At 68.9% G+C, this 12,938-nt stretch carries 12 protein-coding genes and 1 riboswitch; of the genes, 4 read left to right on the forward strand and 8 right to left on the reverse strand.

Translation table 11 applies throughout. The features are described from left to right. From L0P92_RS35075 to L0P92_RS35105, 7 genes are all read right to left on the reverse strand, one after another. On the reverse strand, window positions 1–627 hold a 627-nt coding region (locus L0P92_RS35075), incomplete at its 3' end, for a ribonucleotide reductase N-terminal alpha domain-containing protein (RefSeq protein ID WP_308289791.1). Window positions 628–727: 100 nt separating this feature from the next. Continuing rightward, window positions 728–897, reverse strand: a riboswitch (cobalamin riboswitch). 42 nt (window positions 898–939) lie between these two features. Next, a complete protein-coding gene (locus L0P92_RS35080; RefSeq protein WP_234767099.1) occupies window positions 940–1,446 on the reverse strand; it encodes a GNAT family N-acetyltransferase in 507 nt (168 codons plus the stop codon). 133 nt (window positions 1,447–1,579) lie between these two features. Next, window positions 1,580–3,184, reverse strand: a complete 1,605-nt coding sequence (mctP, locus tag L0P92_RS35085) for a monocarboxylate uptake permease MctP (protein ID WP_234767100.1) — start codon at window positions 3,182–3,184, stop codon at window positions 1,580–1,582. Further along, the gene (locus L0P92_RS35090; RefSeq protein WP_234767101.1) at window positions 3,181–3,444 is read right to left on the reverse strand and encodes a DUF3311 domain-containing protein; all 264 of its coding nucleotides are present in this window, start codon (window positions 3,442–3,444) and stop codon (window positions 3,181–3,183) included. The genes mctP and L0P92_RS35090 overlap by 4 nt, the downstream gene beginning before the upstream one ends. 129 nt (window positions 3,445–3,573) lie before the next feature. Continuing rightward, complete coding sequence (locus L0P92_RS35095) at window positions 3,574–3,771, reverse strand: YbdD/YjiX family protein (protein ID WP_234767102.1); 198 nt, start codon at window positions 3,769–3,771, stop codon at window positions 3,574–3,576. Further along, window positions 3,746–5,881 carry a carbon starvation CstA family protein gene (locus tag L0P92_RS35100; protein ID WP_234767103.1) on the reverse strand — a complete coding sequence of 712 codons (2,136 nt, stop codon included), beginning with the start codon at window positions 5,879–5,881 and terminating at the stop codon, window positions 3,746–3,748. The genes L0P92_RS35095 and L0P92_RS35100 overlap by 26 nt, the downstream gene beginning before the upstream one ends. An 88-nt stretch (window positions 5,882–5,969) precedes the next feature. After that, window positions 5,970–6,734 carry a GntR family transcriptional regulator gene (locus L0P92_RS35105; protein WP_234767104.1) on the reverse strand — a complete coding sequence of 255 codons (765 nt, stop codon included), beginning with the start codon at window positions 6,732–6,734 and terminating at the stop codon, window positions 5,970–5,972. Window positions 6,735–7,043: 309 nt separating this feature from the next. On the opposite strand from L0P92_RS35105, the gene L0P92_RS35110 reads away from it, so the two are divergent. The 4 genes from L0P92_RS35110 to L0P92_RS35125 all read left to right on the forward strand — a co-directional run bounded on the left by L0P92_RS35110 (window position 7,044) and on the right by L0P92_RS35125 (window position 11,751). Next, entirely contained in the window at window positions 7,044–8,321 is a 1,278-nt protein-coding gene (locus tag L0P92_RS35110; protein ID WP_234767105.1) for an extracellular solute-binding protein, read from the forward strand. 101 nt (window positions 8,322–8,422) lie between these two features. Beyond that, window positions 8,423–9,409 (forward strand): carbohydrate ABC transporter permease, encoded by a 987-nt coding sequence (locus L0P92_RS35115; RefSeq protein ID WP_234767106.1) that lies wholly within the window; start codon window positions 8,423–8,425, stop codon window positions 9,407–9,409. After that, entirely contained in the window at window positions 9,406–10,236 is an 831-nt protein-coding gene (locus L0P92_RS35120; protein ID WP_234767107.1) for a carbohydrate ABC transporter permease, read from the forward strand. The genes L0P92_RS35115 and L0P92_RS35120 overlap by 4 nt, the downstream gene beginning before the upstream one ends. Before the next feature lie 9 nt (window positions 10,237–10,245). Continuing rightward, on the forward strand, window positions 10,246–11,751 hold the full coding sequence (locus L0P92_RS35125; protein WP_234767108.1) for a glycoside hydrolase family 3 protein: 1,506 nt from the start codon (window positions 10,246–10,248) through the stop codon (window positions 11,749–11,751). A 140-nt stretch (window positions 11,752–11,891) separates the two neighbouring features. Here the strand turns inward: L0P92_RS35125 and nagB are convergent, their stop codons facing one another. Then, the gene (gene nagB / locus L0P92_RS35130) at window positions 11,892–12,677 is read right to left on the reverse strand and encodes a glucosamine-6-phosphate deaminase (RefSeq protein ID WP_234767109.1); all 786 of its coding nucleotides are present in this window, start codon (window positions 12,675–12,677) and stop codon (window positions 11,892–11,894) included. Window positions 12,678–12,938: the final 261 nt, after the last annotated feature.

The raw sequence follows: 12,938 nt of genomic DNA on the forward strand, positions 1-12,938 counted from the left end.
GAAGAGGGTGGGGGAGGAGGGGAGGTAGTCGAGGCGGCTCATGAGCCCGTAGAGCGCGGCGACTTCGTCCACGGAGCGGACGGTGTCGTCCTCGGCGAGGCCCGCGGCGACGCGCAGCATGAAGTGCTGGGGCGTCTCGATGACCTTGCGGGTGATGGGGTGCCGGAGCAGGTACCGGCTGTGCAGGGTGCGCAGGCCGAAGTAGCCGAAGCGGTCGTCGGCGGCGGTGTCGACCAGGGCGTCGAGGCGGGCCGCGTGGATCCGCGCGAACTCGGCGGTCCGGTCGGCGATGAGGCCCTCGCGGTGGCCGACCGCGACCGACTGGGTGAAGGACGTGACGCCCTGCGAGGCGGCCTCCTCGCGGATGCCGATGGTGAGCAGCCGGGCGGCCAGCCGGGAGTAGGCGGGGTCCTCGGAGATCAGACCGGCCGCGGCCTCCGTCGCCAGCTCCCGCAACTCCGCCTCGTCCGCGAGCGCGGACCGGCCGCGCAGCGCGGCGGCGGCGACCCGTCCGGGGTCGGCGTCGGGGAGGTCGGCGGTCAGCTCGGTGAGGGTCCGCAGCAAGGCGGTTCCGGGGGCGTCCTCAAGGGGCTGGGCTGAGGCCGGATCTGCTGGCGCGATGGTCACGTGGGGGCTCTCCCTCGCTCGGCACGGGGGCCTTGCGGAGGGCAGGGGGCAGCACGAGCGCACGCGGCGTCGCGTCCACCGGCCCATTCCACGAGGCCCGGACGTCAGTGCGCACCGGCCGGGTGGCCGGGCGCGCTGTCGGCAGGTCCTCGGACTGACTCCTGTGCACGGTTCCGGGAACAGACATGCACAAGTACACCGTTGCGGGACAGTTCCGGATTCGCACCGGATTCCCCTGCGGCGACAGCGAGCATGAGCATACATCTTGTGCCGCGCTGTCGCGTCACCCCCAGATGTTGTGTCGCACCGGTTTCAGAGCGTCAACTGGTAGGTGAGGAGAGTGATGTCGTCCAGGTGCGGGATCGGGTTCCAGTCCCGCTCGGGTGTGCGGACGAAGTCCAGTCGTTCGTAGATGCGGTGGGCGCTGTGCATGGTGCGCTGGGTCGACAGGACGATGCGTACGCAGGCTTCCGTGGCCCGTGCGCGGTCGATACAGGCGCGTACGAGGGCCTCGCCGGCGCCCCGGCCGCGCGCCGCGTGGTCGACGGCGAGCATCCGGATCTCTGCCTCGCCGGGGGCGGCTATGTCGGCCATGGGGCCGCCGGAGGGGACGAAGGTGACGCCGCCCAGGAGTCTGCCGTCCGCCACGGCGACCAGTACCTCGGCGGCGGCGGCGCGCTTGGCCACGTCCTTGAGTTCATCGAGGTACTCGTCGCTCTCGCCGAAGTCCAGGAGGCCGTCCTGGAGGTAGGCCTGGGCGGTGATGTCGCCGAGGGCCGTGTATTCGGTGGGTTTCGCTCGCCGGATCTGGATGTCCATGGTCGTCAGTGTGTACGACAGCGGGCCGCCGATGGTCTTGCTTTCGGCGGCCCGCTGCGGGTTGTGTGGGGTTGCTCGCGCCCATGCGGCGGAGCCGCATATCGACACAGCCCCGTGCCCCTTGAGGGGCGCGTCAGTGGCCGGCGCCCACCTTGGGGAGCTCCTGCTTCACTCCCGGGTCGCCGGCGTCCGCCGTGTAGTCCTCCGGGCTTGTCTCGTCCACGCCCTCCGGGGCCTTCGCGGCCTTCAGGATGAAGGTCAGGACCACGGTGACCACCACGTTCAGGACGAACGCCGTCAGACCGATGTAGCCGATCTCGCCGATGCCAGGGATCTCCGCCGAGGAGCCGCCGAAGTGCTTCTGCGTCGGTGTGGAGACGTTGTACGCCGCGATCGTGCCGTAGACCATGCCGACCGCCCAGCCGGCCAGCAGCGCCCAGCGGTGGAACCAGCGGGTGAACAGGCCGCCGACCAGGGCCGGGAAGGTCTGCAGGATCCAGATGCCGCCCAGCAGCTGGAAGTTGATCGCGACCGTCTTGTCCATGGTCAGGACGAAGATCAGGGCGCCCACCTTCACCAGCAGCGAGACCAGCTTGGAGACCTTGGTCTCCTGGGCGGGTGTCGCGTCCGGCTTGATGAAGTCCTTGTAGATGTTGCGGGTGAACAGGTTCGCGGCCGCGATGGACATGATGGCGGCCGGGACCAGGGCCCCGATGCCGATCGCGGCGAAGGCGACGCCCGCGAACCAGTCCGGGAACATGTCCTCGAAGAGCTGCGGGATCGCCAACTGGGGGTTGGTGACGAGCACTCCGGCCGCGATGGCCATGAAGCCGAGCAGCGCGAGCAGGCCGAGCATCAGGGAGTACAGCGGCAGGATCGTCGTGTTGCGGCGGATCACCTCACGGCTGCGCGAGGAGAGCGTCGCCGTGATCGAGTGCGGGTACATGAACAGCGCCAGTGCCGAGCCGAACGCCAGCGTGGCGTACCCCCACTGGGCAGCGGCGGGCGGAATGAGGCCGCCCGCACCGGCTTCGGTGTACTTCTTGTCCGCCGAGGCGAAGATCTCGTCGAAGCCGCCCAGCTTGATCGGGATGTAGATGATCGCCACCGCGATGACGATGTAGATCAGCGTGTCCTTCACGAACGCGATCAGCGCGGGCGCGCGCAGACCGGACGAGTAGGTGTACGCGGCCAGCACACCGAAGGCGATGAGCAGCGGCAGGTCCTTGATGAACCAGTTCGTGTTCTCGCCGCCGCCGACGCCCATCACGTCCAGCACGGCCTGGATGCCGACCAGCTGGAGCGCGATGTACGGCATCGTCGCCAGGATGCCGGTCAGCGCGACCGCCAGCGACAGGCCCTTCGAGCCGAAGCGGCCGCGCACGAAGTCCGAGGTCGTGACGTAGCCGTGCTTGTGGGAGACCGACCACAGGCGGGGCAGGAAGGTGAAGATCAGCGGGTAGACGAGGATCGTGTACGGCACCGCGAAGAAGCCCGCCGCGCCCGCCGCGTAGATCGCCGCAGGGACCGCCACGAAGGTGTACGCCGTGTACAGGTCGCCGCCGAGCAGGAACCAGGTCACCCAGGTGCCGAACGACCGGCCGCCCAGGCCCCATTCGTCGAGGCTGTGCTCGTTCTCGGCCTTGCGCCAGCGCGCGGCGAGGAAGCCCATGACCGTGACGGCCAGGAAGAAGAAGATGAAGACGCCGAGTGCGACGCCGTTCACGCCGTCGTTCATTCCGGCGCACCGCCCTTCTGGGAAGCACGGGCGCGCTGGTCACGCTGCCACAGCTTGTACGCGACCATCGTCAGCAGCGTGGAGATCAGGACCCACAGCATCTGGTACCAGTAGAAGAACGGGATGCCGGCGAGCTCCGGATCCGTCTTGGCGTACGAACCGACCCACAACATCGCCACGAAGGGCGCGATGAGACAGAGCGCGATGACGACCCGCACGGGTGTCACCACCCCTCTGTTCACCTCTGGGGCATCTGACATCTGACGGCTCCGTCCCCTCACTGATCACCTGTGAAACGCGCAGGCAATGTAGGTGACAGTGCAACGACAGCGGAAGACCCCGTCCGCATATCGGATGTGGAGGGTTGGTGTGTGCCGCCGGACGGTCGCTCAGCAGCAGCGGAACCCCTGGCGCGGGTCCCGCTCCTGGCGGTCGGTCCGCATCCGCTCGAAGTCGCGCCGCGAGGGCACCTCGGCGTCCGGATGCCCGCTCCGCACATGCGCGACATAACGGTCGTACGCCGACTCGTCGGTCAGCTCGCGTACGTACCAGCGCACACCGTCAAGCACCCGTCGAAGCGACCGCACCGCGCTCCTCCTCCTTCTCCTCCTTGGTCGGGAACAGCCCGGCCGGGGCGATGATCTTCGACTCGACGTACGGCGCCTCGCTGAGCGTGGACAGCGCCGGGCGGCGCACGTGCCGGACGCAGACGCGGGTCGCGTCGGCGATCACGACGACGATCAGCAGCGCGAGGACCGCCGAGAGGACGCCGTCCACCGTGGAGTTGGTGACCACGGTGTGCATGTCGTCCATGGTCTTGGCGGGCGGCAGCACCTCACCGCGGTCGATGGCGTCCTGGAAGACCTGACGCTGCTTGAAGAAACCGACCTTCGGGTCACTGGAGAACACCTTCTGCCAGCTCGCGGTGAGCGTCACCGTGGCGTCCCAGGCGAGCGGAACCCCGGTGATCCAGGCCCACTTGAGGCGTCCCGACTTCACCAGCAGGGTCGTACAGACGGCGAGGGCGACGGCCGCGAGCAGCTGGTTGGAGATGCCGAAGATCGGGAAGAGCTGGTTGATGCCGCCGAGAGGCTCGTGGACGCCGACCCACAGGAAGTAGCCCCACAGGCCGCACACCACCGCGCTGGTGATGACCAGGCCGGGCTTCCAGCTGACGTTCCTGAAGGGCCGGTAGACGTTGCCCAGCATGTCCTGGAGCATGAACCGGCCCACGCGGGTGCCGGCGTCCAGCGCGGTCAGGATGAACAGCGCCTCGAACATGATCGCGAAGTGGTACCAGAAGGCGCGCAGGCTCCCGCCGGTCACCTCGGAGAAGATTTCCGAGACGCCGATGGCGAGGGTGGGCGCCCCGCCCGTCCGGGAGAGCAGGGACGCCTCCTCGACGTTCTCCGCCGCCCGCGCCAGCGCCTCCGGGGAGATCTGGTAGCCCCAACTGCCCACCACCTGCGAGGCGTTCTGCACGGTGTCGCCGATGACCCCGGCGGGCGCGTTCATCGCGAAGTACAGGCCCGGGTCGATGATGCTCGCCGCCACCAGCGCCATCACGGCGACCGACGACTCCATCAGCATGGAGCCGTAGCCGATCATCCGGACCTGCGTCTCCTTCTGGATCATCTTCGGCGTCGTACCGGAGGAGATGAGCGCGTGGAAGCCGGACAGCGCGCCGCAGGCGATGGTGATGAAGACGAACGGGAACAGGGAACCGGCGAAGACCGGACCGTCGCCGCGCGAGGCGAAGTCCGTGACCGCGTCCATCTTCAGGGTCGGCAGTGCGACGACCACGCCGAGGGCGAGCAGGAAGATCGTGCCGACCTTCATGAAGGTCGACAGGTAGTCACGCGGCGCCAGCAGCATCCACACCGGCAGGATCGAGGCGATGAAGCCGTACGCCACCATCCAGACGACCAGCGTCGAGGGCGCGAGGGTGAAGGCGCCGGCCCACGAGGACTCGGCGACCCAGCGGCCCGCCACCAGCGCGAACAGCAGCAGCGCGACGCCGATCAGGGAGACCTCGGCGACCTGGCCGGGGCGCAGGACCCGCAGGTAGAAGCCCATCAGCAGGGCGATCGGGATCGTCATCGCGATGGAGAAGGTGCCCCAGGGGGACTGCGCGAGGGCGTTGACGATGACGAGCGCCAGCACCCCGAGCAGGATGATCATGATGACGAAGGTGGCCACCAGCGCGGCGGCGCCGCCGAACGGGCCGATCTCCTCCCGTGCCATCTGCCCGAGCGAGCGTCCGTCACGGCGGGTGGAGAAGAACAGCACCACCATGTCCTGGACCGCACCCGCGAAGATCACGCCGACGATGATCCAGATCGTGCCCGGGAGATACCCCATCTGCGCGGCCAGCACCGGGCCGACGAGCGGACCGGCGCCCGCGATGGCCGCGAAGTGGTGGCCGAGGAGGACGCGACGGTCGGTGGGGTGGAAGTCGATGCCGTTGTTGAGGCGTTCGGCGGGGGTGGCCCTGGTCCTGTCGACCTTCAGGACCTTGTACGCGATGAACTTGGCGTAGAAGCGGTAGGCGATGGCGTACGAGCCGAGGGCGGCGGCGACCATCCAGGCCGCGGAGACCTCCTCGCCGCGCGAGAGCGCGAGCACGGTCCACCCGGTCGCACCGACGAGCGCGACCAGGGTCCAGATGACGATGGTTCGGGGATTCGCGGTACGCACCGGGGAGTCCTCCCGTCCATGCGGCGACGGGAGGAACGTAGAACAACAGCGGCGGTTGCGCTACACCGCGTGCAGTACGTGAAGGACCCTAATCCTGGGGCCTCTTCAGGCGGGCCACGAACTTGTACCGGTCGCCCCGGTACACCGACCGCACCCACTCCACCGGCTCGCCCGTCTTGTCGATCGAGTGCCGGGACAGCATCAGCATCGGCAGGCCCACGTCGGTGCCGAGCAGGCCGGCCTCGCGCGGAGTGGCCAGGGAGGTCTCGATGGTCTCCTCGGCCTCGGCGAGATGGACGCCGTAGACCTCGGCGAGCGCGGTGTAGAGGGAGGTGTACTTGACCAGGGAGCGGCGCAGGGCGGGGAAGCGCTTGGCGGACAGGTGGGTGGTCTCGATGGCCATCGGCTCGGCGTTCGCCATGCGCAGCCGCTCGATGCGCAGCACCCGGCCGCCGGCGGTGATGTCGAGCAGGTCGGCGAGGCGGTCGTCGGCGGTGATGTAGCCGATGTCCAGCAGCTGCGAGGTGGGTTCCAGGCCCTGGGCGCGCATGTCCTCGGTGTACGAGGTGAGCTGCAGGGCCTGCGAGACCTTCGGCTTGGCGACGAAGGTGCCCTTGCCCTGGATCCGCTCCAGGCGGCCCTCGACGACCAGTTCCTGGAGGGCCTGGCGCACGGTCGTGCGGGAGGTGTCGAACTCGGCGGCCAGCGTGCGCTCGGGCGGGACCGGGGTGCCGGGCGACTGGGTCTCCGTCATGTCGAGCAGGTGCTTCTTCAGGCGGTAGTACTTGGGCACGCGCGCGGTGCGAACGCCTGCCCCACCCTCGTTCTCCGCACTGCTGACGTCGGTACTCATGGCCTGCCTTCCCGGCTCCGGAGGAGGGTCACCTCGTGATCCCTTCTGTATACCCGTCGCCGCCGCTTTTGGTCTAGTCCACAGCGTCGAGTGGTCTAGCGGACGAGAGTACTCCGGCGTGGTTGTTTTCGCTGCCTTCTTACTTAAAGGTTCCTGCATATGTAGGTCCCATAACGGCTGGTCAGAGGCTATTCGGCCACCCTTGACACGCTTCGTGGTCTGGTCCAAGCTCCCCCTACTGGTCTACACCATTGGTCCAGGTCCCGGCCCATGGGCGGGGGAGGTGTGGGCATCCCTGAGGAGGGTGGCGTGAAGCGCAAGCTGATATCCGCGATCGGTGTCGCGGGCATGATGATCTCCCTGGCGGCGTGCGGGGGCGACAACGGCGACGGCGGGGACAAGGCCGGGGCGGACGGGTACGCGGGCCAGACGCTCACGGTGTGGGTGATGGACGGCTCCTCCCCGGACCAGTGGCAGAAGGACGTCGCGGCGGCCTTCGAGAAGAAGACCAAGGCCAAGGTCAAGTTCGAGGTCCAGCAGTGGAACGGCATCCAGCAGAAGCTGACCACCGCCCTGTCCGAGGAGAACCCGCCGGACGTCTTCGAGATCGGCAACACCCAGACCCCGGCCTACGCCAAGACCGGCGGCCTCGCCGACCTCGCAGACCTCAAGAACGAGATCGGCGGCGAGTGGACCGCGTCCCTCAACGAGTCCTCCATCTTCGAGGGCAAGCAGTACGCCGCCCCCTGGTACTTCGCCAACCGCGTCGTCCTCTACAACAAGAAGGTCTGGGCCGAGGCCGGCATCAAGGACACCCCCAAGACCCGCGACGAGTTCTACGCCGACCTCAAGCAGATCGGCGAGAAGACCGACGCCGAGCCCATCTACCTGCCGGGCCAGAACTGGTACCACTTCGTGGGCCTCACCATCGGTGAGGGCGTCCAGCTGGTGAAGGAGGAGAACGGCAAGTACGTCTCCAACCTCGCCGACCCCAAGGTCGCCGCCGCCATGGAGACGTACAAGAAGTTCCAGGCCCTGTCCAAGGCGCCCAAGGACAAGGACGAGGCCACCCCGCAGCAGGGCGAGGTCTTCGGAAAGGGCAACGTCGGCGCCTTCATCGGCATGGGCTGGGAGGCCGGCATCGCGATCAAGGCCAACCCGAAGATCGAGAAGGAGATCGGCTACTTCACCATCCCGGGTGCCACGGCCGACAAGCCCGAGGGCGTCTTCCTCGGCGGCTCCAACCTCGCGGTCGCCGCGGGCAGCCAGAAGCAGGACCTCGCCAAGGAGTTCCTGCGGATCGCCCTGTCCGACCAGTACGAGGGCGAGCTGGCCAAGCTCAACGGCGTCATCCCCAACAAGGAGGCGCTGCAGACCAACCTCAAGGGCAACGCCGTCGCCGAGGCCGCAGCGCCGGCCGCCGCGGGCGGTGGCACCACGCCGCTGATCCCCGAGTGGGCCGCCGTGGAGAACGCGCCCAACCCGGTCAAGACGTACATGACCGCCGTGCTGAACGGTAAGTCGCCGGCCGAGGCGGCCGCGCAGGTCGAGGACGAGTTCAACAAGCGTCTGGCCCAGCAGCAGTAACGGCACCGGGTCGCGCCGGGGCGGGGGATGCGCGTGACGCCCTCCGCCCCGGCGACCGTACGCGGCTCCACGTACGTAGGTCGAGAAGAGAGATCGCGAGCATGACCGTGCAGACCGAACGGCCGCCCTCCGGCCCGGTGGACGTGACCAAGAGGGATGAGAGCGGGCTCGCCGGGCCGCGGCCCCGAGCCGCGTTCCGCGCCGGCGGGCTCACCCCGTACCTCCTGCTGCTGCCCGCCTGCGCGGCCACCGTGCTGCTGCTCGGCTGGCCGCTGGTCAAGGACGTGCTGCTGTCGTTCCAGAACCTCAACATGGCGCAGCTGATCCAGCACGTCACCGAGTGGAACGGCGTCGACAACTACAAGGAGGTCCTCACCGGCGAGGACTTCTGGCGCGTCACCCTGCGCTCGATCCTGTTCACGGCGGTCAACGTCGCCCTGATCATGGTCGCGGGCGCGCTGGTCGGCCTGCTGCTCGCCCGCCTCGGCAAGCGGATGCGGGTCCTGCTGCTGGTCGGGCTCGTGCTGGCCTGGGCGATGCCCGTGGTCGCCGCGACCACCGTCTACCAGTGGCTGTTCGCCCAGCGCTTCGGCGTCGTCAACTGGGTGCTGGACAAGCTGGGCTGGCACTCCATGGCCGACTACAGCTGGACCAGCAGCCAGATGTCGACGTTCTTCGTGGTGACGGTCCTGATCGTCTGGATGTCGATCCCGTTCGTCGCGATCAACCTCTACGCGGCCACCACCACCATCCCGAGCGAGCTCTACGAGGCCGCGGCGCTCGACGGGGCCGGCAACTGGAAGAGCTTCACCACGGTGACGCTGCCGTTCCTGCGCCCCTTCCTGTACGCCACGACCTTCCTGGAGATCATCTGGGTCTTCAAGGCGTTCGTGCAGGTCTTCACCATCAACGGCGGCGGCCCCGACCGGCTCACCGAGATCCTGCCCGTCTACGCCTACATCGAGGGCGTCGGCAACCAGCACTACGGCATGGGCGCGGCCATCGCCGTCCTGACCATCCTGATCCTGCTCGGCCTCACCGCGTACTACCTGCGGATCGTGCTCAAGCAAGAGGAGGACGAGCTGTGAAGCGCTCGCTCTTCGGCCGCCTGTGGCCCAACGTCACGGCCGTCGTCCTGTTCATCGGCTTCGTCTTCCCCGTGTACTGGATGTTCTCCACGGCCTTCAAGCCGACCGGCGACATCATCTCCGAGAACCCGGTCTGGTTCCCGACCGACGTCACCTTCGAGCACTTCGAGCGGGCGATCGGCGTCGACCACTTCTGGACGTACGTCACCAACTCGCTGATCGTCACGCTCTGCGCGGTCGGTCTCGCCCTGGTCGTCGCGCTCGCCGGCTCCTTCGCGCTCGCCCGGATGCGGTTCAAGGGGCGACGCGGGTTCGTCATCGGCTTCATGGTGGCCCAGATGGCGCCCTGGGAGGTCATGATCATCGCGATGTACATGATCGTGCGGGACGCCTCGATGCTCAACAGCCTCGTGCCGCTGACGGTCTTCTACATGATGATGATCCTGCCCTTCACCATCCTCACCCTGCGCGGCTTCGTCGCCGCGGTGCCCAGGGAGCTGGAGGAGGCGGCGATGGTCGACGGCTGCAGCCGCGCCCAGGCCTTCCGCAAGGTCATCCTGCCGCTGCTGGCCCCGGGCCTGATGTCCACCTCGCTCTTCGGTTTCATCACCGCATGGAATGAATTCCCCCTGGTCCTGGTGCTGAACAAGGAGGCGGAGGCGCAGACCCTGCCACTGTGGCTGTCCAGCTTCCAGACCGCCTTCGGCAACGACTGGGGCGCCACGATGGCGGCGTCCTCCCTCTTCGCCGTCCCGATCCTGATCCTCTTCGTCTTCCTGCAGCGCAAGGCTGTCAGCGGCCTGACGGCCGGCGCCGTGAAGGGATAACGCCCCCCGATGACGACATTCGCCAGCGGCACCACCGCGTCCGATCCGGAAAAGGATGGTCTGACGCGCGATGCCCTGACCGTGCTCCAGCCGGGCTTCACCGGCACCACCGCCCCCGACTGGCTGCTCCGCCGCCTCGGCGAGGGCCTCGCCTCCGTCGGCCTGTTCGGCCGCAACATCGCCTCGCCCGAACAACTGGCCGCGCTGACCGCCCAGTTGCGTGCCGAGCGCGACGACGTGCTGGTCGCGATCGACGAGGAGGGCGGTGATGTGACGAGGCTGGAGGTGCGGACCGGCTCCTCCTTCCCCGGCAACCACGCCCTGGGCGCGGTGGACGACGTGGACCTGACGAGGGAGGTGGCGTCCGAACTGGGCCGCCGCCTGGCCGCCTGCGGAGTGAACCTCAACTGGGCCCCCTCGGCGGACGTGAACTCCAACGCGGCGAACCCGGTCATCGGCGTACGCTCCTTCGGCGCCGACACCGCCCTCGTGGCCCGCCACACCGCGGCCTACGTCACCGGCCTGCAGTCGGCGGGCGTCGCGGCCTGCACGAAGCACTTCCCGGGCCACGGCGACACGGCGGTCGACTCCCACCACGCCCTCCCGCGCATCGACGCGGACGCCTCGGTGCTGGCCGACCGCGAACTCGCCCCGTTCCGCGCGGCGATGGCCGCCGGCACCCGGGCGGTGATGAGCGCCCACATCCTCGTCCCCGCCCTGGACCCCGACCACCCGGCGACCCTCTCCCGCCCGGTCCTCACCGACCTCCTGCGCGGCGAGCTCGGCTACACCGGCCTGATCGTCACCGACGGCATGGAGATGCAGGCCATCGCCGCCACCTACGGCATCGAACGCGGCAGCGTCCTCGCCATCGCGGCCGGCGCCGACGCGATCTGCGTGGGCGGCGGCCTGGCTGACGACGAGACGGTACGCCGACTGCGCGACGCCCTGGTCGCGGCGGTCCACGCGGGCGAACTCCCCGAGGAACGCCTGGCGGAGGCCGCGGAACGGGTACGCGAACTGGCCCGCTGGAGCGCGACCGCGACCCCGGCGACCGAGGGCGAGGGGCGCCCGGACGTGGGCCTCGTCGCGGCCCGCCGCGCCCTGAAGCTGACCGGCGCCGCGTCCTTCACCCCCCTCACCGACCCCCCGTACGTCGCCGCCTTCACCCCGGTCGCCAACATCGCCGTCGGCGACGAGACCCCCTGGGGCGTAGCCGCCGAACTGACCCGCCTGCTCCCCGGCACCGAGACAGGCACGCACACGGGTGAGAACGCCGGCCGAGCGGCCCTGGAAGCCGCCGGCGGCCGCCGAGTGGTGGCCGTGGTCCGCGACGAACACCGCCACCCCTGGATGGCGGCCGCCCTGGACCACCTGCTGGAAGCCCGCCCGGACACGATCGTGGTCGAGATGGGCGTCCCCCAGTCAGCCCCCCGAGGCGCCCTCCACATCGCCACCCACGGCGCGGCCCGCGTGTGCGGCCGAGCGGCGGCGGAGGTCATCGCGGGGAGGTAGCGGACGCATGAAGAAAGGCGCCGGTCCCTTTCAGAGGACCGGCGCCTTCAGTGCCCCCTCAGGGGCGCGGGGAACTGCGCGATCAACCCACCACAAACCCGCAGCCCGCAACAGACCGAACCCGGCAGACGAAACCGCTCTTAAATCCCCTGCCATTCCGGCTTGTTGGCATACGTGTGCCGGAAGTACTCCGCCAGCTTCAACTTGGACGCAGCCCCCTCGTCCACAACGACCGTCGCATGCGGATGCAACTGCAACGCCGAGGCCGGACACACCGCGGCCACCGGTCCCTCCACAGTCGCGGCAACGGCATCCGCCTTGCCCTCCCCCGTGGCCAGCAACACCAGATGCCGCGCTTCGAGAATCGTGCCGATCCCCTGCGTGATGACGTGATGCGGCACCTGCTCGATGTCCCCGTCGAAGAACCGCGCGTTGTCGACCCGGGTCTGCTCCGTCAGCGTCTTGATCCGCGTCCGCGAGGCCAGCGACGAACACGGCTCGTTGAACCCGATGTGCCCGTCGGTCCCGATCCCGAGCAACTGCAGGTCCACACCGCCCGCCTCGGCCAGCGCCGCGTCATACGCCTCGCACGCGCCCTGCACGTCCGCCGCCGTGCCGTCCGGCCCCATGAACGCGTCCATCCCGATCCCGAGCGGCTCCAGCACCTCACGCCGCAGCACCGACCGGTAGGACTCCGGGTGCTCGGCGGGCAGCCCCACGTACTCGTCGAGCTGCGCGATCCGCGCCCGCGAGGCGTCCACGGCACCGGAGCGCACCTTGGCCGCCAGCGCCGTGTAGACGGGCAGCGGCGTCGACCCGGTGGCCACGCCGAGCACGGCGTCGGGCTTGCGCGCGAGCAGCCGGGCCATGGCCTCGGCTATCAGCTCGCCACCCGCCTTGGCGTCCGGAACGATGACAACTTCCACGCTGGGCCTGCCGATCTGAAGAGGGACTCGAAGGGCACCCTGAAGGGCTATGTGGTTTAGACCAATCTAACAGAGCGGAGCCCCGCAGCCCAGGTGAACGCAAGCCCCGCGGACATTTCGGGAGCCCGCGGGGAAGGCGTCATCCGTCGTGGGGGAGTGGAATGGAGACTGTCCGTCCGAAGCGCCGGAACGCCATGCCCGGCACGACGAGTGCGAGAGCAGGAAGGGCCCGGCCCATGACCACCACCCCGTACCCTCCCG

Origin of the sequence: Streptomyces muensis (assembly GCF_021474425.1) — a bacterium.
GTDB lineage: Bacteria > Actinomycetota > Actinomycetes > Streptomycetales > Streptomycetaceae > Streptomyces > Streptomyces muensis.